The sequence below is a fragment of the Mycetocola zhujimingii genome (assembly GCF_003065425.1).
GTDB classification, from domain to species: Bacteria; Actinomycetota; Actinomycetes; order Actinomycetales; family Microbacteriaceae; genus Mycetocola_A; species Mycetocola_A zhujimingii.
The window spans coordinates 874,520-892,365 of sequence record NZ_CP026949.1; the positions used below are offsets into that span (position 1 = coordinate 874,520).

The window sequence follows — 17,846 nt, forward strand, 5'->3', positions numbered from 1 at the left end:
GCTTGGTTAGTTACTTCACTAACTAACCAACATTCTTTCTTTCCGTTTGTCAAGCAATTTCGGGAAGAATGGCGGATTAAGCTCGTTGGGTGACCGAACTTCATGAATTGAGTGCGCTCGACCAGTGGCTGGCCCTGCAGCGGGGAGAGTTCTCGCCGCGTGATCTCGTGGATCACTACCTGGAACGGATCGAACGGCTCAATCCCGACCTGGGTGCCTTCGTCACCGTGACAGCGGATGCCGCCATCCGGAGGGCAGAAAACCTCGAGTCTGTTGTGTCACGGACCAGTCCGCTGTGGGGGCTGCCGACCGCTGATAAAGATCTGACCCAGCGTCGCGGCGTGCAAACCGGCTTTGGTTCCCAGGCGTTCACGGGGACCATCTCGCACCGATCCGACGAGATCGTCGAGGTGCTCGACGACGCGGGAGCGATCAGTCTTGGCAAGACGAATACTCCGGAGTTCGGCATGTACGGCTATACGGAGTCCCGCGTTGCCCCACCCGCACGGAACCCGTGGGACCTGTCGCTCGGTGCCGGCGGCTCTAGCGGAGGGGCTGCGGCAGCGGTGTCTGCCCGGCTTCTGCCGTTTGCTCCGGGGAGTGACGGGGGAGGGTCTATTCGGATCCCCGCTGCCGCCTGCGGTCTGGTCGGGATCAAGCCGTCTCGCGGGCTCGTCCCGGCCGGCTCCGGTATCGATTCGGTTGGCGGGCTCGCCGTTAAAGGGCCTATCGCCCGCAGTGTCGCGGATGCCGCGCTCCTGCTCGACGCCATGATCGCGCGTCGCAACGGCCGCATTGATCACCACTTCACCCTGCGTGCGCCCGATGACAACGACGGTGACCTGCTCGGTGCCGCAGTGCGGGGCGAGGGCAGGTTCAATATCGGGGTGCTTCGAAACAGCCCGTTTGACGACGCGCGGGATATCGTCATCGCGCCGGAGGCATCCGCGGCCCTCGACATTGCGCTGGCGCAGTTGTCGTCCATCGGGCACGGGATGGAAGAGGTCGCTCTCTCGCACGGCGGCGTTTACGCTGATGCCTTCCGGCGGCTGTGGCAGATCTCGGCGGCGACGATCCCGGTCGCTGACGACAGCCTTGAGCTGCTCGAGCCGGTGACGGCCGAGCTGGTGCGCGGTGGCCGCCAACTCGGAGCCAGGGAAGTGATGGAGACGCTGTCGATCATGAGCGGTTTTGAACGCTCCGTCATTGCGCAGTTCTCGCAGTTCGATGCCGTGATCTCGCCCGCGCTCGGTCAGCTGCCGAGGCCCGTTGGTTCGTATGATCTGGAAAATCCTGATGAGAACTTCTGGCAGCAGGTGGAGTACTCGCCATTCACGTCGTTCGTGAATGTCGCGGGGTTGCCGGCGATTACCCTTCCGATCTCGGAGACCAGCGAGGGGCTTCCGATGGGAGTGCAGCTGATCGGACGCCCGGGCGGTGAGGCGACCCTGCTGTCGATCGGGGCGCAGCTGGAGCGCCGGATCCGGTGGCAGCACCGGACTCCGGCCATCGCGAATCGCTGAGCCCCTGAGTCGCTGGCGACTCCGTGCTCTTGTGCCCACGACATTTGTGACAGTGCGGCGATCCTGCATCATGATGGACAGATGACTAAAGCTGCGCGGGTTCACCTCTCCAAGACGTTTCCGTCTGTGTATGAGAAGCTGGCGGCGCTGTCCACCGAGGTGGGCCAGGTCGCTCGGGACAACGGGATCGAGCCGCTGTTGTCAGAGCTCGTGCAGATGCGCGCATCCCAAATCACGGGCTGTGCGTATTGCCTTCGGGTGCACACGAAGAAGGCGCTCGCGCTCGGTGAGACGGCCGAACGGCTCACCGTTCTTCCCGCCTGGCGGGAGGCTGGCCTGTATTCGGAGCGTGAGCGTGCTGCGCTTGCTCTGTGCGAAGCGATGACGCTGATTTCGGATGGTCATGTCTCGGACGAGGTATACGAGGCTGCGAGAGCCGTGTTTTCCGAGAAGGAGTTTGCCGCACTCTCCTGGGTGATCGTGTCGATCAATGCGTTCAACCGGGTCGCGGTGACGAGTCGCTATCTGGTTGATCCGCTGCCTGCCGAATCGGCGGGCGCGGCTCACCCCGATTCACCCGACAATCACGCCGAAGCGCCCGCAACCCAACCCGCTCCGTAAGAGGTCAGGCCGGAGGGCCCGACAGTCACGCCGGAGCCCACTGGGAACCGGCTGGGGACCCGCTCCACTCTCTGGTGGTTAAGGTAAGGCTTGCCTATACTGAGAGGGACATGACAGTACAGCGCCGCATCGACCACGCCGGTCACAGGGTGAATGAATCGAACCACAAACACCGTGTTCAGTTCCTGATTGCCGGTGACGAATCGTCCCTTCCCGAGCTTGAGGCGGTGCTGTCGACTCTTCCGCTGTGTGCAACCGGCCGGGTGTTCGTTGAGGTCGAATCCGAGGATCAGATCGGTTCGCTGGATGTTCCGCCGCGCATGACGGTGACGTGGTTGCCTCGGTCGCGTCGTTCGGGCGCTCCTGGGTCCGGTGCCGGTTGTGCCCAGGGTGAGGCCTTTTCGCGGGCTGTTCGGGCGTGGGCCGGCGAGATGCTGTGCAGCGATCCCGAAGAGGCGCACATTTGGCTCGGTGGTCACTATCGCGGTGTTGCTGAAGCTCACGATTACCTCACGACCTCTCTGGGTGTTGCACCCGAGGTGATTCAGACGCCGCCGGCGTACCGTCTGGGCGTTTCGCACTAGCGTCCCCGGTCTGGTCCGGCGACATATACCAGGTCTCCATAGTCCCTCCCGCCACCGGCGCGACCATAATGGACCCATGGATCCCCGCGTAGTTCCCGCCCTCACCCTCAACGACGGCCACCGCATCCCCCAAGTGGGCTTCGGAGTGTACAAGGTTCCTCGGGAACGAACAGCGGATGCCGTCGTGACCGCCATCGGGAACGGCTACCGGCACATCGATACCGCCACTCTCTACGCCAACGAAGCGGAGGTGGGAGAGGGTGTTCGCCGCTCGGGAATCGCCCGCGACGAGATTTTCGTCACCACCAAGGTCTGGAACACCGACCACGGCTTTGACGAAACCCTCCGGGCATTCGACACCAGCATGCGCCTGCTCGGCCTTGACGTCCTCGACCTCTACCTCATCCACTGGCCCGCGCCGAGCCAGGACCGCTACGTCGACACGTGGCGCGCACTCGAGCGCCTCCAGGCCGACGGCCGGGTTCGATCCATCGGCGTCAGCAACTTCCACCCGCACCACCTGGAGCGGCTCTTCGCAGAAACGGATGTCGTCCCAGCGGTCAACCAAATCGAACTGCATCCGTGGCTCCCGCAGCAGGCGACGCGCGAATTCAACGCGGCCCACGGCATCCTCACCGAGGCATGGTCGCCGCTCGCGCGGGGTCGCGTGATCGGGAACCCGACCCTCGACGCCGTCGCCGACAAGCACGGCGTCTCCGCAGCGCAGGTTGTGCTTCGCTGGCACGTACAACTCGGCAACGTGGTGATCCCGAAGTCGGTAACTCCCGAGCGGATAGCCGCCAACATCGACCTGTTCGGGTTCAAACTCGACGACGAGGACCTCGCGAATATCGCGACCCTCGAGTCAGGAGAGCGCACCGGTCGAGACCCCGACGATCTGGACTGACGCGGCGACCAGCGTCGGCACCAGCGGCAACCTCGGTCAACAAGCCCGCGGGCACCCTCGGCAACGGCGCGCGCTAGCCCAGCTCGGCGCGCACCTGCGGGAGCACCTCGGTCGCGAGCAGCTCGATCGACCGCAACACCTGTGGGTGGGGGAGACCCGACCAGTCCATCTGCAGTGCGTGCCGATCGTGCGCGAGATGACCGTGCAGCGCAATGATCTTGTCGGCCACCTCGTTCGGGCTTCCCGCGAAAATCGCGCCCCGGCGGGCCGTCTCGGTGTCGAACCCCAGCCTGCTCGGCGCCATGAAACCGCGCTCAGCCGCAATCGCCGTCATCGACCTGTGCCAGTACGGGAAGAACGTGTCCTTCGCTTCCTGGCTCGTTTTCGCCACAAAGCCCGGGCCTGAGACGGCGACTTTGAGGTCGGATGCCGCGTGGCCGGCCGCCGCTCCCGCCTCGCGATACAGCCGGGCACGTGGCGCGAACTGCTCGGGCGATCCACCGATGATGGCGTAGTTGATCGGAAGCCCGAGATATCCGGCGCGCATCGACGACTCAGGGTTTCCTCCGGTGGCGATCCAGATGTCGAGCTTGCCCGAATGAGGCCGGGGCAGGATGAGCGCATCGCTCAGCGCGGGCCGGTATTTGCCGTGCCAGGTCACCCGCTCATGTCCGTTGATCTCGAGCAGGAGCCCGAGTTTCTCCTCGTAGAGTTCGTCGTAGTTGGCGAGGTTGGCGCCAAACAGCGGAAACGACTCAATGAATGACCCGCGACCGGCCGCGATCTCTACCCGGCCTCCCGTGAGGAGATCGATCGTCGAGTATTGCTGGAACACCCGGACCGGGTCTTCCGTGGAGAGCACGGTCACCGCGCTCGAGAGCCTGATGTTCTTCGTCACCGAAGCCGCCGCCGCGAGCACTGTCGCCGGCGAGGTGATCGAGTACTCCGGGCGGTGGTGCTCACCGACCCCGAACCAGTCGAGGCCGAGCTCATCGGCCAGCCTGATGCGCTCGATCGTATTTCTGAGCTGCTGTTCGGCGGACTCCAGCTGCCCGGACTCGGGGTTCAGCGCGATATCCCCGAAGGTATAGACGCCCAGCTGCATGCTCACGAGCCCTCTTCCTGTTGCACGATCATCCGCGACGCGATCGCCCGCGACGCAACGGACACGAGCACGAACTCAGCCACGGGCACGAACTCAGCCACGATCACGTCAGCACCTCAGTGTTCGTGGGGGGCGGTACGGCCCGCAGCGGGACCGGTGGCGGCACGAGAACCGGAGGGATTCCCCGCGGCCACGCGTCCGGCGGCGGTGCGCCCAAGGCGAGGACGCCGGATGTAGCCGCCCTTCTCGAGCCCCGCCTCGATCTCGAACCGGTTCTTGAGCGGATCCCGCCCGGCGAAGAAGTACAGGATCGGGAAAATCATCCCGTATCGCTGCCACTGCTCCTTGTGCACCGCCTCGTGTTCGAGCACATCTGCCGACACATTCCGGTCGGTGAGGTAACACCCGCCGACACACGATCCGCCTCGACCAAAGGTCCATTTCGGCATCCCGGTGAAGACGAAGAGCCCGTTGCGGCGCGTGATCTTTCCCGTCGACCAGATCGAGCCCCAGACGAAGCCGACGGTCGTCGCGTACCAATAGCCGACACGGCTCACAAGCGAATTCGAACCCACGCCCGTCACTCTCCGGTCCGGTAGGTCTCGAGCAGCCGAAGCCAGATCTCACTCATCGTCGGGAACGCGGGCACCGCGTGCCACAACCGGGTGAGCGGCACCTCACCGACGACCGCGATGGTGGCTGCGTGCAGCAGCTCCGCCACATCCTGTCCGACAAAGGTCACCCCGAGCGCAACGCCACGGTCCTCATCCACCACCATGCGCGCGTGGCCCTCGTATCCATCGGCGTGGAGACCCGAACCCGACACAGCACCGAGGTCGTAGTCGACGACGCGCGTGCGATAGCCGGCCTTCTCCGCCGCGGCAGCGGTGAGTCCAACCGTCGCCACCTGCGGCTCGCTGAAAATCACCGATGGCACGCGTTCGTGGTCAGCGGATGCCGCCAGGTCACCCCACGGTTCGGCGACGGTTTCAGGGTTGGTCACGCGGGCGGCGATCGCCTTCCCGGCGGCCCGGCCCTGGTACTTGCCCTGGTGGGTGAGGAGCACACGGTGGTTGACGTCGCCCGCCGCGTACAGCCAGCCGCCGTCCACTCCGTCGACACGGAGCGAATCGTCGACGTCGATCCAGTCGCCCGGTGTGAGCCCGACGGTCTCGAGCCCGATGTCTGTCGTTCGCGGCGTGCGGCCGGTCGCGACGAGAACCTCGGTGGCCGTGACGGTTTCGCCGGAATCCAACTCGATGACCGCCCGGCCGTCGTCGTCGCGGCTGACTCCGACGGGTGCGCCGTGGAGGACAGTGGCGCCGTCGGTGCGAAGCCGCGTCATCACCGCTTCGCCAGCGAACGGTTCGAGTCCTGACAACAATCCACTTCTGGCGATGACGGTCACCGTCGACCCGAGTGCGATGAACGCGGTCGCCATCTCGGCGGCAACCACTCCACCGCCGATGATGGCGAGCGACTCCGGCACCTCCTTGACGCCCGTCGCGTTGCGGCTCGTCCACGGTTTCGCTTCGGCGAGGCCGGGAATGTGGGGGATCAGCGCCTCGGACCCGGTGCACACGGCGACGGCCTGCCTGGCCTCGAGAAGGACTGTCTCGCCGGCATCCGTCGTCACTTCGACGGTGCGCACTCCGGTGAGCCGGCCGTGCCCACGGACGAGGTCGATCCCCGCGCTCTCGAGCCAGGGCAGTGAACCGGTGTCGTCCCAGTCGCTCACGAACGAGTCGCGTCGCGCGAGCACCGCAGCGACATCGAGCGGCCCGGTGACGGACTGCTTCGAGCCGGCCACCCGCAGCGCAGAGTCACGGGCCGACGGCGGCCGCAGCAGCGCCTTCGAGGGGATACAGGCCCAGAACGAGCAATCGCCGCCGACAAGTTCGCGCTCGACGATCACGCACGTGAGGCCAGCTTTCGTCGCGTAATCAGCGACGTTCTCACCCACCGGTCCTGCCCCGAGGACGATGAGGTCGTACTGCTTCTCAGTCATGACCCGAGGCTACCGGTCACCACCCACGCTGCGGAATGTCAGCGCGCGAGTGCTCCAATGATTCGCAGGATCGTGGGCAGGTCATCGACCGCTCGTTCGGGACTCGACGGCGCGAAGCCGCAGATTGTGGCACCCGCGAGTTCGAACGAGCCTCGGACGGCCCCGATGAGGTCAACGAGGTGTGCCGCAGGGAGGCCGAACGGTTCAGCCCACGATGTGCCCGCGATGTCAGCGGGGTCGAGCACATCGAGGTCGATGTGAATAAAGACCTTCGATGCTCCGGATGCCGAAACCGCCTCGATCACGGATTCCGGCGTCCAGTCGTCGACAGACAACATCCGGATCGAACGTTCCTCGATCACGGCCTGCTCAGCATCGTCCATCGAGCGTGCACCGAGAATGACGACCTGTGACGGATCGAGCGGAGCGGTGGATGCCAGCTCGGGAATACCTTCGCCGAGCAGCGAGCGCAGCACCATGCCGTCGAATGAACCGGATGGTGACGACACGGCGTCGTTGAGGTCGGTGTGGGCGTCGATCCACAGGACGCAGACATCGCCGTCCGCGGCCGCGTATTCGACCGAGCCAAGGGCAACAGCGCACCCTCCGCCGATCGTGATCACCGGCGAGGTCGCCTCGCGAAGAGCGGCAAGCTGGTGCTCGCGGACGGCGAGGAGCGACGAGAGCCGGTGCACCCCGGTGTCGAGTGATTCCCCGGCTTCAACGGGGACCTCGACCCGAACCGTCGCCGTGGACGGCAGGTCGCCGCGAATCGCGTCGGCGCCGTCGATGAGTCGCATCGCTCGGGAAGAACCGGAACCTTGCCACGAAGGCACCACCATGAAAGTCGCCATTTTCTTAGTATCGGGTAGCGCATCCCGTTTTGCCGAGACCGGTGCGCTTTCCGGTGTGTTGCCCGGCGCACTACCCCGTGTGTTGCGCGGTGTTTCGTCGACGTACGGTATTTCCTCCCGGGAGAGGGCACAATGGAATCACAACCCGAAGGAGGCCGCCGTGTCTGACGCTGCTGCGCGCCTCGTTGTTGTCGAGGTCACCACTCGCCGCGAGAACGCTCCCGCGTATGACGCATACGTTCGGACCATGATCGACCGGGCCGCCCAAGAGGCACGCGAGACGGGCTGGGATGTCACCCAGTTGTCTGCTGCCGATCTCGGAGTAAGCGGGCTGCTCGACGCGGCCGACTCCGCAGACGCCATCATCGTCATGGGCGGCGAAGACATCGATCCGCAGTTCTACGACGGCGAACGGGGTTACGAGGGCGAAAGCTACCACTTCGAAATTGCGGATGCCGCGCAGATCGAACTTGTTCGTCGCGCCGCCGCGACGCGCACGCCGGTGCTCGGCATCTGCCGCGGGCACCAGATCATCAACGTCGCGCTCGGCGGCACTCTGCTGCAGCACGTTGAAGCGCCGGGACACCGCGTCACCGATCTTCCCGTCGAATACGCCCTAGTCGAGCACCCGGTCCGGCTCGAGCGCGGGTCGAGGATCGCTGAGCGCTTCGGTCGCGAGCACATCCTCGTGCAGAGCGCGCACCACCAGGTCGCCGACCGGCTCGGCGATGGGCTGATCGCTGTGGGCTGGGCTCTCGACGGTCACATCGAAGCCATCGAACACGAGTCGCTGCCCATCACCGGCGTGCAGTGGCACCCCGAGGGTCTCCTCGCGCCCACAGGGCAGCTCCGTGTCCTGCTCGACGGCCTCGCGGCCGAGACCCGGGCTCAGCTGCAGCGTTCCTGACCTGCCGCGTCACCGGCATCCGTTCACCGCGCCCGACCGTCCAGCCGCGGGCATCCGTTCACCGCGCCTCACCGTCGCGCTGGCAGAAGGAAAACGCGCCGAGACACGGATGATTCTCGCGCCGTCATCCTTCTGCGGGCACTTTGTCCTTCTCTGGCGGTGACGACGGATGCCGCAGCGCACGGTTAACAGGGAATCGCACGGTTATCAGGACCGGTCGTTGAGAACCTGCCTGATAACCGTGCGATTACCTGTCAATCCCGCGAGCTACGCGGCGGGTGAGGTGCTACTCACCCGGCGTGTACGGAGCGCCCTGTGTCACAGCCGGCGCACTGGGCTTCGCTGAGACCGCGGGGGAGCCGCCTGACTTCAACTCGGCGAGCCGTGCCTCGACCTCGGTCATTTCGCCGATGTCCTCGAGCGACTCGAACTGGGCGTCGAGGCTCGAGGCCGCGAGCTCCTGCTGGCCACGGACCTTGGCTTCTTCGCGACGGATCTTGTCTTCGAACCGGCTGACCTCGCTGGTCGGGTCCATGATGTCGATGCTCTTGACGGCATCCGCGACCTTCTTCTGGGCCTCGGCGGTCTTCGAGCGGGCGATGAGCTCGCTGCGCTTCGACTTGAGCTGCTCGAGCTTGCCCTTCATGCCATTGAGGCCGTTCTTGAGCTGGTCGACGACCTGCGTCTGCGACGCGATCTGCGGCTCGGCCATCTTCGCCTCGTTCTCGGAGGTGATCTGGCGCTGCAGGGCTACCTTCGCGAGGTTGTCGAACTTGTCGGCGTCTGCGCTGTTGCCCGCCGCACGGTATTCGTCTGCCTTGCGGCTCGCGGCGAGTGCTTTGTTGCCCCAGTCGCTTGCCGCACGCACGTCTTCGGCGTGGTCTTCCTCGAGGAGGCGCAGGTTTCCGATCGTCTCGGCGATGGCGCTCTCGGCCTCAGCGATGCTGTTGGTGTAGTCACGCACCATCTGGTCGAGCATGAGCTGCGGGTCTTCTGCCTGGTCGATGAGAGCGTTGATGTTCGCTTTCGCCAGCTGGGCGATGCGCCCGAAGATTGACTGCTTGGTCATAGTTCTTCCTTCCGATCGATTGATGTCATGAAGCGAGCCGTTAGAACCGGCCGCCTCCTCGTCGGGAGCGTGAACCGCTCCCGCCGAAACTTCCCGCGCTGCGACCGCTTGACCGGCCGCCGCCAAAGCCCCCGCCGCCGAAGCCGCCGCCACCGGAACGGCCGCGCGAGCTTCCGCCGCCCCCGCCGAACATCCCGCCGCCACCGCCGCCGAACATCCCGCCACCGCCACCGCCGAGCACCTGGCCGATGAGGATGCCGCCGAGAATCGCACCCATCGAACCGTCGCTCGAACCCCTGCCGCCACCGCCCATCACGTCACCGAATCCTGTGCCGTAGCCGCTGACGTCGTTCTGGGCGTACTGCATCGACTGCCGAGCGAGTTCGTTGGCTCGCTGCGCGTAGATGAGGGCCGATTCGCTGTCGGATTCCCGCGACTGCATGGCGAGGCCGAGGTTGCGTTCCGCCTCCGCGAGGCGTGTTCGGGCCTCGGCACCGACCGCGCCGCGACGGGTCGTGATGTATTCCTGGGCTGCCGCGACCTGATCCTGCGCACTCGTCAGGGAGTGCAGGAGCATCGACTGCGAGCGCCGGCGCTGGCCTTCGGCATCACGGACCTGGTTGAGCACGCTGTCGATGGTTGAGTCCGCTGCTTCGAGTCGCTGAACGAGCTCCTGAGGTGAGTATGGGCCCGCCGAACGATCGGCACCGAGCTCGGCGAGGATTCCCTCTGTCGCCCCGATGACGTTCGCGAGCGAACCTTCCGGGTCGGGCTGGGAGCGGGCAAGCTGCAGGTCGTTCTCGAGCTCGGTGACCAGGGCGCGGATCGATTCCTCCGCCTTCGCCAGATCGGCCGCTGCGTGGTCGATGGCGTCGAGGAGGATTCCCGCCTGCTCGATCGATTCTTCGGCAGCGCGGATGCCGACGGCTGCGGTTGAGAGGTCGCCTTCCGTCAGGTCCTGATCCGCGGCGTCGAGGGCTGTCGCCGCGAACCGAAGCCTCTCGTCGGCCTCCTCCACGTTGTCGGCGACCGCGGAGAGTGCGGCGGGGCTGTAGCGGCCCGAGAGTGTGGAAAGCGTTGCTTCCGCAGCGGGCCTGCGCTGGGAGACACGCTCGAGTTCGGAGCGAAGCCGCTTGACGGCATCCGGTGCGGTCTTTTCGATCTGCCTCAGTTCGTCGAATGCCGCCGCCTCGCGGTCGAGGGCGTCGTTGGCGCTCGCGCAGAGGCGGATGATTTCGGCGTTCCAGGCGCGGACCTGCTGTTCGGTGTCGGGTTCGGCGTCGTCGAGGCGCTGCTTGATCGTGAAGGCCTGCGAGAGGGTGGTCTTTGCCGTCGCGATGGCCTCACGGAACTTCGCCGCCGACTCTTCGCCGTACTGGGCGATGGCGAAGCCGAGCTCCTGCTCGCTCGTGCGCACTGCGTCGTCGGTCTCGATCAGGGCGCTGCCGGCCTGGCGATCGAGATCCTCGGTGGAGATCGCCGCGAGTTCGGCTGGCTCGCCAGCGCGCGGATCGACGGCCGGGGTCTTCTTGCGGCGCCGCATCAGGACGATGACCAGGACGACAGCGATCGCTGCAATGACGAGGAGGATGATCCAGACGGTGCCGCCGGGCAGGCCGCCGCCACCGTCGGTGCCAACGGCATCCGTCACTGCGTCGCCGTTGATCGCGTTGGTGAGCCCCTGGGCGGCGGCAACGCCCGCTCCTGCCCAGTTGCCGTCGGAGAGTTCGGGAAGGACGAGGCGCTGCTCGATCTCGCCCAGTTGTTCGTCGGTGACCGGTCCGCCGGAGTCGCCGGAGAGATAGTAGACACGCGCCTCGGTGGCGACCGCGAGGATGTACTGGTTCGGGCCGAGTCCGTTGTTCTCTGCTGTGTCGTTGGCCCAGTCGGCGGCGTCGCTCGGGTCTTCGAACGTATCGACGTAGACGACCCAGAGGTCGGCGCCGGTTTCGGAGCGCAGTGTGTCGATAGCGTTCTCGATCGACTCGGTTCCGCTTGAATCGAGAACCCCGGAGTCATCGACGACCCGTGAATCACCGAGGATGACGGGCTCAGCTGCAGAGGCAAGAGCTGGGGTTCCAAGGACGACGGCGACCGCGAGTGTCACAGCGCCCCAGATCGAGCGTGCCCGCATCGGCTCACCTTCGGTTGGGGTTGGAGGTACGGTGCGAGTCTATTGTTCGGTCACTGAGGGAGTCCAGAGAAGGAGGACCCCTGGGTAACCTCGGCGAGGTTGTGGTAGGTGGGCGCTCGTTGACGTGGTCGTCCTTTGTGGCACGGATGCCTCAGTCGCCGCGATGCGAGGCGCGGTTCAGCCAGTCGTCGAGGAGCGCTCCGAGAAGATGTGGGCTCTCGTGCATCAGGGCGTGGCCGACGCCGTCGATGACAGCCAGGGTGGCCTGCGGGTACCTTTCCATCAGGTCTGTCGCGTGCAGGTAGCCCGCTGTCGCGTCCTGTCGTCCCGCGACGATGAGGGTCGGGGCGTGAAATGGTTCCGTTCCGTCCTCGATATTCCATCGGGCAAAGATGCGCTCGAGAGCCGTGTCGTCGACGAGCGCGGTGCCGGGCGCGACGTGGTCCCGATACCGGCGAGCTGTGGCTCGCGTCCGAACGACGAAGTAGCCGTCGAATCCGTCCCGATGCTCGGGTTCGAGGTCTTCATATGCGTCGGCGTCCTGCTGCACCGCTCGATGCTCGGGCAGGTTTTGGGCTCCGTCACCGAACGGGCACAGCAGCGCCAGGCCGCGCACGCGCTCTGGACGTGCCGCCGCGACTCCGCGTGCCAGGTACGCGCCGTAGGAGTGTCCTGCGAGCAGAACAGGTCCGTCAGAGATCTGGTCGATGAAGTCGACGAGCAAGGCAACCACGTCACTATTGCTCGTGAGGCCCTCGGCCGTCGAGCGACCCATTCCCGGCAGATCGGGATAAATCCGACGGTAGCCAGTCATGGGGACGACGGCCTCAAGTGCCGCTTCGATGTCTCGGTGATCGACACCGGCACCATGGAGGGCGACCAGGGGGATGCCGTCTCCGTGCTCGGCGTATGAGATGAGGACTCCGCGTGTTCGGGTTTCCATACTCCGAGATCGTAGTGACGCGCCTCGGTGAGGGGAACGGGAATCCGGACGCCAGCGGAGCCAGCATTGCAAAAAGAGATCAGCGGATGTGCTGGCCGCTCATTTGGACACGGCCGAACGCGTCAGGGGCCTCTGGTGTCAGCTCCGGGAACTGCTTCGCATAAAGGTCGGCGACCCGCGAATTCTGCGCTCTCACATCAACGTGATGAGGAAGAGTGCCAGCCCAGTTCGCAACCTGCGCTCGCAACGCGGCCGCTGATGAGTCACCTGGAAGTCGCCCGTGATTGTCGAAGGACATCACGCTCCGTTTGAATCGCACATCCAGAGACGCGCCTCGGGTTGAGGACAGAAATACTAAACGTTTGGGGTCCAGCAGTCGCCACGCCGCGTACAGGAGAACGGCACCGACGATCGAGATGGTGAGGACTGCGATGTATACCGCCCCGATCACCAGGGCCCAGGCCGCGTCGAGTAAAAGCGCGAGAGAGGCCAAACTCACGGCGAGGGCGACCGCCCCGATCACCACGGCAACGAAAAGTGCGCGTTGGTTCCGGACAGCCAGGAGCTGGGCAGACAGGGTAATTGCCGCCAACCGCCAGAAATCGACCGTCGTCGCAGCGGACGGTCCAATGGGCCGGGTCGATGGAAGTGTCACCCCAGCAGACTATCGCCGCCCGCTTCTACCAGGCACTCGACGACACGGCTGCTGATGACCGTCCGCTACGAACGTCGTCAGCGTATGTGCCGCACTGTCACGAGCGCCTGCCGGAGGGGAAGCAGAAGCCGCTCCCGCGCTGAGTAGCGAAAGTCACGACCGATAAGAGAGCCGACCCGTTCGACCACCTCAGGGAGAGCGAGCTCGTCGGTCACAATGTGAGGAGAAAAGAGCGGACCGCGGAGGGCAGCGTCTGCTTCGGGGTATTGCGTGAGGGCCCACGTGTTCGCTCCCTCCATGCGGGTACGGAGCCTGGCTCGGATGGTCGCTTGGCTGGCGAGCAATGTGACGTGTCGCGTTTCGATCCCGGCGGCATTGAGTGCGTCAGTGATGCGCCTGTGCCGTTCTGGGCGATGAAGAGTCATCGGAACGATTACGTCACCGGGGTGTTTTCTGCTGAGGTCGATGAGGATTGCTGCGACGGTTGGCTCCCACCACGGGGTCTCCTGAAAATCACCACGAAGGTCTGGCGGGTACATTCGCTGGATGCCGAATCCGAGCAGCTCCGGATCGGCGATCACGCTGCCGGGAAGTTTTCGCCTCAGCTCGTGCGCGGTCTGGGTCTTACCGACGCCGAACGTTCCGTTGATCCAGATGAGCACACGATGAGGATACGGGAGGGATTTTGTGGAGCCCTAGGATTGCGAGCGACGGCGGACAGGGGAGGTTGGCGTGGCTGACGGCTCAGTGCGCGTTGCTGATGCGGCGCGCGACGACATCGCCGCGGCACACATCTCGGAAGCCGGAGTCCTGGCCTGGTTCCATTCTGAGTGCGCGAGAAAAGAGACCGCCCGATGATGACCAGCCCTGACTTTCGCACGTGGCCGTCGAGCGACGCGCGATTCAGCCGCTCGGAAGTATCGGCACTGATCGGGCGTGGCGATGCCGTGTGGGACCGGGTTACTGCAGATGTGCTCCGATGGAAGGTGAAGAGCGCGAGCGGATTTACTGTCGACGCATCGCGTCCGGTGTCCCAGGGCGATCGGGTGGACGTCGTAGCGCGGGTTCTCGGGCTGACCGTTGTTGAGCCGGTTGAGGTCGTTTCGGTGATCGAGGAACCGGACCGAGTCGGGTTTTCCTATCGAACGTTGCCGGGGCATCCGGTCGACGGCGAGGAGGCATTTGTCGTGCACCGTATCGGAGACGAGGTTCACCTCACCGTGCGCTCACTCACGCGGGCCGCTTCGCAACAACCGTGGCGGGCGCTCTACCCGGTGCTTAAGGTCGCGCAGCGAGTCGCGCGAAGGCGTTACTTACGAGCTCTTCGCTGACCATTCTGCGTCCGGTCAGTTCTGTGTCGATCTGACCTGCCGATCGACCGAACTGGCACCTACGACGACATGACGAGTGCCGCGGAGAACAGATACGGGACGGCTGTCGTCGCCACCACCCAGATACCGGTGAGAAATCCGATGAGCGAGATCGCGAAGCCGCGCATCGCCGGGTTTGTCTTGAGCTGACGGCGCGAATACAGGGCAACCGCAATCGCACCTATGGCAAGCGCAGTCGCCAGCAGGGGAGTCCCGGTCAGGAAAGCGGATGCGATCCCCAGCGCAGCCGCGACGATTGCGAGCACCGAGTACTCGGTGGCCGTCGCCCGTTCATCAACGCCTTCGTTCGCCACACCCGGACGCTAGCATGTCGGTGCCACGCGTCGAGGACCTGAGATCTTTTTCCGCGGGATGTGGAGAAACACCCGTTCCCGGACATGAAGCAGTTAATAGTCAATCTCGAGTGAGGGCGCACATGACAGATCCAATGGATCGGCTGCTGGACCAAAGCAGGCCGGGAAACGTAACCGATCTTCCCGGGGTCGCGGAAAGCGCCCGCCGGGTCGCGGAGCGCGCCGCGAGCGAACAGATTTCCCGTCATCGGCGCCCGCGAATCTGGCGCTGGCCGGTTATGGGGTTGGTCGCTCTCGCGGTTTCTGCTGGCGCCATCCCGCCGCTCATCTGGTGGGCGCCATGGGAGCCGGACGTTGTGATCAGTCGTGAATTCCCGGTTACGGATGGAGGCGAGCCCACCGAGTGCGTCGTGGTCGTCCGGGTCGCTCGGGAGGGCGTCTCCGACAACGCGGAACTGGACCGGCGGGTGGAGGAGGCGCGACTATACCTCCAGGAGGAGGACTGGTCGTCGATCAGTGTCGACCTGGACGATCTCGACTCCTACCTCAACAGCCTGCCTCCGGCGCAACGCGAGTTGCGGGAGCAGACGGGTATCTCGCCTCCAGCGATACTCGCAATGTTGACATCGAACAAGGTGTCGGAGGCCTTCGAGCGGGCCGGTTACCTCACATCAGGGGTCGTCCTCGAGTCCGCGGGTCGCTGCGACGAGGTGACCGAGTGACATCCGAGCGCGATATCGACAACCAGCGAATCGCGGGTCTCTACGTCAGTCTTTCCGGCCCTCTCCTCAACTACCTGGCGCGTCGCGTTACGCCGGTCGAAGACGCGGCCGATCTTCTCAGCGAGACGTTCATCGTCGCGCATCGGCGGAGCGGCGACATTCCTGCCGACGATGAGGAAGCCCGGATGTGGATGTTCGGTGTCGCACGACGTGTGCTCGCCAACCATCATCGCGGTGCCGGGAGGCGCGTTGCTCTCGCCGACGTGCTCCGTGCGACCATCCGGCTCTCGTATGTCGACGTACCCGACCAGCATTCTGACGTCAGGGAAGCGATCCTCTCGCTGCCGCGCAACCAGAGAGAACTCATTCAGCTCGTGCACTGGGAAGGCTTTTCAATCCGGGAGGCTGCTCAAATTCTTTCCACATCGGAATCGACTGCTCGCGGCCGGTATGAACGTGCCAGGAAAAGACTTCGTGTGATGCTCGGCACCGGGGATGAAGGGACCGCCGCCCGGCCTGTGTCGATCGAGGTCGTGGCCGCCGAGCGGGAGTAACGACTCATCGGGGCGCACCGATCTCCGCTGATATGCACGGTACTCCGTATTGCGTGGTACTGTGCATGGAACAGGGGGTGCGATGGATACGACGCAATTGCTCAAGGGGGTGCTCGACGCCGCCGTCCTTGCGGTGATTGAGGACGAGGACGGCTACGGGTACGACATTGTCCGCCGTCTTCGCGCCGCTGGACTCGGTGACGTCGGTGAAGCGTCGGTCTACGGCACCCTGCGTCGGCTCTATGTGGCCGGCGCGCTGACGACATATGTGGTGCCATCCGAGGGCGGGCCACACCGCAAGTACTACGGCATCAATCCGCAGGGCATCGAAATGCTCCGGGAGCAGCGTGCCAGCTGGAATGAGTTCTCCGGGACGCTCACTCAGCTGATCAACAAAACCGCCCCGGCCGCAGCTGCATCCTCAAACGGAGAGAAACGATGAACGAATCTGCGATCGCCCACGCCGCCGTCCGCGATTTCGCAACAGCTGTCCGCGCGCATCTCGATGACCTGCCGCCAGATGAGGTGGACGATCTGACCGATGGTTTGGAAGCCGACCTGATGGAACGTGCTCGGGATGCCGGTGACAATTTCGGTGACCCTGCCAGCTATGCGGAGGAACTGCGCTTGTCGTCCGGGCTGCCCGCTCGGTCGCATCCGCGACGCGAGCCCCTCGGTCAGCAGCTCAGGCGTGAAGTGAACTCGCTCCTTGACAGCGTTCGGTCCCATCCCACTGGAGCGCAGGCCGTGGACTTCTTCATCTCGCTGAGACCGGTCTGGTGGGTAATCCGCGGGTGGATTCTCTATCACCTGATCGCCGTGCCCATCGGCCTGGCCACGCCGCTTCTGCCCTCCAGCCTGATTGGGATGCTCTGCTTTGGTGCGATCGTCGTACTCAGCGTTCAATGGGGTCGCGGCCGGTGGCTGAGCCAGCGCTGGCTGGTCCTGACGAAGACCATTGCGAGCGTCGTCGCTGCCATCGCTCTGTTGCCGCTTCTCACGGCGGTGTGGACATTGGTTCCGACCCACTCGACGACGACCGAATATGTGCAGGAAGAGATTCCCAGCGGCCTGGTTCTCGACGGCGGCGAGGTCACGAACATCTTCGCGTTCGATTGCGCCGGCAATCCGCTCGCCGATGTCCAGCTCTTCACGCGGGATGGAGACCCACTGACCGTCACAGCCCCCGAGACGACGTGGACCTACGACTACGTCGATGGCGACGAACCGATCGCGCTCGTGCCGAACCCGAAGGTGACGGGCGGCTCAGGGTGGAATGTCTTCCCGCTCAACCAGGTGGACGAACCGACGAGCGATCAACCTGACTTGTCGACGATGACGTCGGTTCCGCCGCCCTTCCCCCTGGCGCAGCCGCTGTCTGACACCGATGGGACGTGTGCTGCCTCCGCACTCGACGAGCCAATCCCGCCCGTCGACGAGCCACTCCCGCCCGTCGACGAGCCACTCCCGCCCGTCGACGAGCCGCCCGCGCCCGTAGAAGAGCCTGTCGTCGATGCTGAGTGACGCCCGCGAAGCACCGAACCGCAGCGTGGCATCCGCTCGCCGTCGGCGGCCG

General features: G+C 65.0%; 19 protein-coding genes and 1 pseudogene. 10 read left to right on the top strand and 10 right to left on the bottom strand.

Features of this window, described 5'->3' with window-relative positions; translation table 11 throughout:
• The first annotated feature begins 89 nt into the window (after positions 1 to 89).
• From C3E77_RS04035 to C3E77_RS04050, 4 genes are all read left to right on the top strand, one after another.
• Positions 90 to 1,523, top strand: coding sequence for an amidase (locus C3E77_RS04035; RefSeq protein WP_108390452.1), 1,434 nt, complete (start codon positions 90 to 92; stop codon positions 1,521 to 1,523).
• Between the two features lie 81 nt (positions 1,524 to 1,604).
• Positions 1,605 to 2,144: a carboxymuconolactone decarboxylase family protein gene (locus C3E77_RS04040; protein WP_108390453.1), complete on the top strand. Its 540-nt coding sequence runs from the start codon at positions 1,605 to 1,607 to the stop codon at positions 2,142 to 2,144.
• A 110-nt stretch (positions 2,145 to 2,254) separates the two neighbouring features.
• Complete coding sequence (locus tag C3E77_RS04045) at positions 2,255 to 2,728, top strand: SIP domain-containing protein (protein ID WP_108390454.1); 474 nt, start codon at positions 2,255 to 2,257, stop codon at positions 2,726 to 2,728.
• A 76-nt stretch (positions 2,729 to 2,804) separates the two neighbouring features.
• The gene (locus tag C3E77_RS04050) at positions 2,805 to 3,635 is read left to right on the top strand and encodes an aldo/keto reductase (protein WP_108390455.1); all 831 of its coding nucleotides are present in this window, start codon (positions 2,805 to 2,807) and stop codon (positions 3,633 to 3,635) included.
• 73 nt (positions 3,636 to 3,708) lie between these two features.
• Here the strand turns inward: C3E77_RS04050 and C3E77_RS04055 are convergent, their stop codons facing one another.
• From C3E77_RS04055 to C3E77_RS04070, 4 genes and pseudogenes are all read right to left on the bottom strand, one after another.
• On the bottom strand, positions 3,709 to 4,740 hold the full coding sequence (locus tag C3E77_RS04055; protein ID WP_108390456.1) for an LLM class flavin-dependent oxidoreductase: 1,032 nt from the start codon (positions 4,738 to 4,740) through the stop codon (positions 3,709 to 3,711).
• A gap of 224 nt (positions 4,741 to 4,964) precedes the next feature.
• Positions 4,965 to 5,324, bottom strand: a pseudogene (locus C3E77_RS04060) (Fe-S oxidoreductase); the annotation flags it as partial.
• On the bottom strand, positions 5,321 to 6,748 hold the full coding sequence (locus C3E77_RS04065) for a dihydrolipoyl dehydrogenase family protein (RefSeq protein WP_108390457.1): 1,428 nt from the start codon (positions 6,746 to 6,748) through the stop codon (positions 5,321 to 5,323). The pseudogene C3E77_RS04060 and the gene C3E77_RS04065, both read right to left, overlap by 4 nt.
• A 38-nt stretch (positions 6,749 to 6,786) precedes the next feature.
• Positions 6,787 to 7,602 carry an arginase family protein gene (locus C3E77_RS04070; protein WP_108390458.1) on the bottom strand — a complete coding sequence of 272 codons (816 nt, stop codon included), beginning with the start codon at positions 7,600 to 7,602 and terminating at the stop codon, positions 6,787 to 6,789.
• A gap of 160 nt (positions 7,603 to 7,762) precedes the next feature.
• Between C3E77_RS04070 and C3E77_RS04075 the strand changes: the two genes are divergently transcribed.
• The gene (locus C3E77_RS04075; RefSeq protein WP_234031286.1) at positions 7,763 to 8,509 is read left to right on the top strand and encodes a gamma-glutamyl-gamma-aminobutyrate hydrolase family protein; all 747 of its coding nucleotides are present in this window, start codon (positions 7,763 to 7,765) and stop codon (positions 8,507 to 8,509) included.
• 286 nt (positions 8,510 to 8,795) lie between these two features.
• On the opposite strand, the gene C3E77_RS04080 is transcribed toward C3E77_RS04075, so the two are convergent.
• From C3E77_RS04080 to C3E77_RS04100, 5 genes are all read right to left on the bottom strand, one after another.
• Positions 8,796 to 9,578 carry a PspA/IM30 family protein gene (locus C3E77_RS04080; protein WP_108390459.1) on the bottom strand — a complete coding sequence of 261 codons (783 nt, stop codon included), beginning with the start codon at positions 9,576 to 9,578 and terminating at the stop codon, positions 8,796 to 8,798.
• Between the two features lie 40 nt (positions 9,579 to 9,618).
• Positions 9,619 to 11,712: a TPM domain-containing protein gene (locus C3E77_RS04085; RefSeq protein WP_108390460.1), complete on the bottom strand. Its 2,094-nt coding sequence runs from the start codon at positions 11,710 to 11,712 to the stop codon at positions 9,619 to 9,621.
• 151 nt (positions 11,713 to 11,863) lie between these two features.
• A complete protein-coding gene (locus C3E77_RS04090) occupies positions 11,864 to 12,655 on the bottom strand; it encodes an alpha/beta fold hydrolase (protein WP_108390461.1) in 792 nt (263 codons plus the stop codon).
• Between the two features lie 79 nt (positions 12,656 to 12,734).
• Positions 12,735 to 13,310 carry a hypothetical protein gene (locus tag C3E77_RS04095; RefSeq protein ID WP_162924905.1) on the bottom strand — a complete coding sequence of 192 codons (576 nt, stop codon included), beginning with the start codon at positions 13,308 to 13,310 and terminating at the stop codon, positions 12,735 to 12,737.
• A 77-nt stretch (positions 13,311 to 13,387) separates the two neighbouring features.
• Entirely contained in the window at positions 13,388 to 13,972 is a 585-nt protein-coding gene (locus C3E77_RS04100; RefSeq protein WP_108390463.1) for an AAA family ATPase, read from the bottom strand.
• 192 nt (positions 13,973 to 14,164) lie between these two features.
• Here C3E77_RS04100 and C3E77_RS04105 point away from each other — a divergent pair, with 192 nt between their 5' ends.
• Complete coding sequence (locus C3E77_RS04105) at positions 14,165 to 14,641, top strand: DUF1990 family protein (RefSeq protein ID WP_234031287.1); 477 nt, start codon at positions 14,165 to 14,167, stop codon at positions 14,639 to 14,641.
• Between the two features lie 59 nt (positions 14,642 to 14,700).
• Here C3E77_RS04105 and C3E77_RS04110 read toward each other — a convergent pair whose 3' ends face one another.
• Positions 14,701 to 14,994, bottom strand: coding sequence for a hypothetical protein (locus tag C3E77_RS04110; RefSeq protein WP_108390464.1), 294 nt, complete (start codon positions 14,992 to 14,994; stop codon positions 14,701 to 14,703).
• 122 nt (positions 14,995 to 15,116) lie between these two features.
• Here C3E77_RS04110 and C3E77_RS04115 point away from each other — a divergent pair, with 122 nt between their 5' ends.
• From C3E77_RS04115 to C3E77_RS04130, 4 genes are all read left to right on the top strand, one after another.
• Entirely contained in the window at positions 15,117 to 15,716 is a 600-nt protein-coding gene (locus C3E77_RS04115; RefSeq protein ID WP_162924906.1) for a hypothetical protein, read from the top strand.
• Complete coding sequence (locus tag C3E77_RS04120) at positions 15,713 to 16,270, top strand: RNA polymerase sigma factor (protein ID WP_234031288.1); 558 nt, start codon at positions 15,713 to 15,715, stop codon at positions 16,268 to 16,270. The genes C3E77_RS04115 and C3E77_RS04120 overlap by 4 nt, the downstream gene beginning before the upstream one ends.
• A gap of 82 nt (positions 16,271 to 16,352) precedes the next feature.
• Entirely contained in the window at positions 16,353 to 16,712 is a 360-nt protein-coding gene (locus tag C3E77_RS04125) for a PadR family transcriptional regulator (RefSeq protein WP_108390466.1), read from the top strand.
• Positions 16,709 to 17,794 carry an HAAS signaling domain-containing protein gene (locus C3E77_RS04130; RefSeq protein ID WP_108390467.1) on the top strand — a complete coding sequence of 362 codons (1,086 nt, stop codon included), beginning with the start codon at positions 16,709 to 16,711 and terminating at the stop codon, positions 17,792 to 17,794. The genes C3E77_RS04125 and C3E77_RS04130 overlap by 4 nt, the downstream gene beginning before the upstream one ends.
• The last annotated feature ends 52 nt before the right edge of the window (positions 17,795 to 17,846 follow it).

What these genes read in the sequence shown, in the direction of transcription:
- C3E77_RS04080 (WP_108390459.1), bottom strand. Translation starts at nt 9,578, where the DNA reads ATGACCAAGCAGTCAATCTTCGGGCGCATCGCCCAGCTGGCGAAAGCG.
- C3E77_RS04055 (WP_108390456.1), bottom strand. Translation starts at nt 4,740, where the DNA reads ATGCAGCTGGGCGTCTATACCTTCGGGGATATCGCGCTGAACCCCGAG.
- C3E77_RS04050 (WP_108390455.1), top strand. Translation starts at nt 2,805, where the DNA reads ATGGATCCCCGCGTAGTTCCCGCCCTCACCCTCAACGACGGCCACCGC.
- C3E77_RS04070 (WP_108390458.1), bottom strand. Translation starts at nt 7,602, where the DNA reads ATGGCGACTTTCATGGTGGTGCCTTCGTGGCAAGGTTCCGGTTCTTCC.
- C3E77_RS04105 (WP_234031287.1), top strand. Translation starts at nt 14,165, where the DNA reads ATGATGACCAGCCCTGACTTTCGCACGTGGCCGTCGAGCGACGCGCGA.
- C3E77_RS04125 (WP_108390466.1), top strand. Translation starts at nt 16,353, where the DNA reads ATGGATACGACGCAATTGCTCAAGGGGGTGCTCGACGCCGCCGTCCTT.
- C3E77_RS04130 (WP_108390467.1), top strand. Translation starts at nt 16,709, where the DNA reads ATGAACGAATCTGCGATCGCCCACGCCGCCGTCCGCGATTTCGCAACA.
- C3E77_RS04040 (WP_108390453.1), top strand. Translation starts at nt 1,605, where the DNA reads ATGACTAAAGCTGCGCGGGTTCACCTCTCCAAGACGTTTCCGTCTGTG.
- C3E77_RS04045 (WP_108390454.1), top strand. Translation starts at nt 2,255, where the DNA reads ATGACAGTACAGCGCCGCATCGACCACGCCGGTCACAGGGTGAATGAA.
- C3E77_RS04065 (WP_108390457.1), bottom strand. Translation starts at nt 6,748, where the DNA reads ATGACTGAGAAGCAGTACGACCTCATCGTCCTCGGGGCAGGACCGGTG.
- C3E77_RS04090 (WP_108390461.1), bottom strand. Translation starts at nt 12,655, where the DNA reads ATGGAAACCCGAACACGCGGAGTCCTCATCTCATACGCCGAGCACGGA.
- C3E77_RS04115 (WP_162924906.1), top strand. Translation starts at nt 15,117, where the DNA reads ATGACAGATCCAATGGATCGGCTGCTGGACCAAAGCAGGCCGGGAAAC.
- C3E77_RS04085 (WP_108390460.1), bottom strand. Translation starts at nt 11,712, where the DNA reads ATGCGGGCACGCTCGATCTGGGGCGCTGTGACACTCGCGGTCGCCGTC.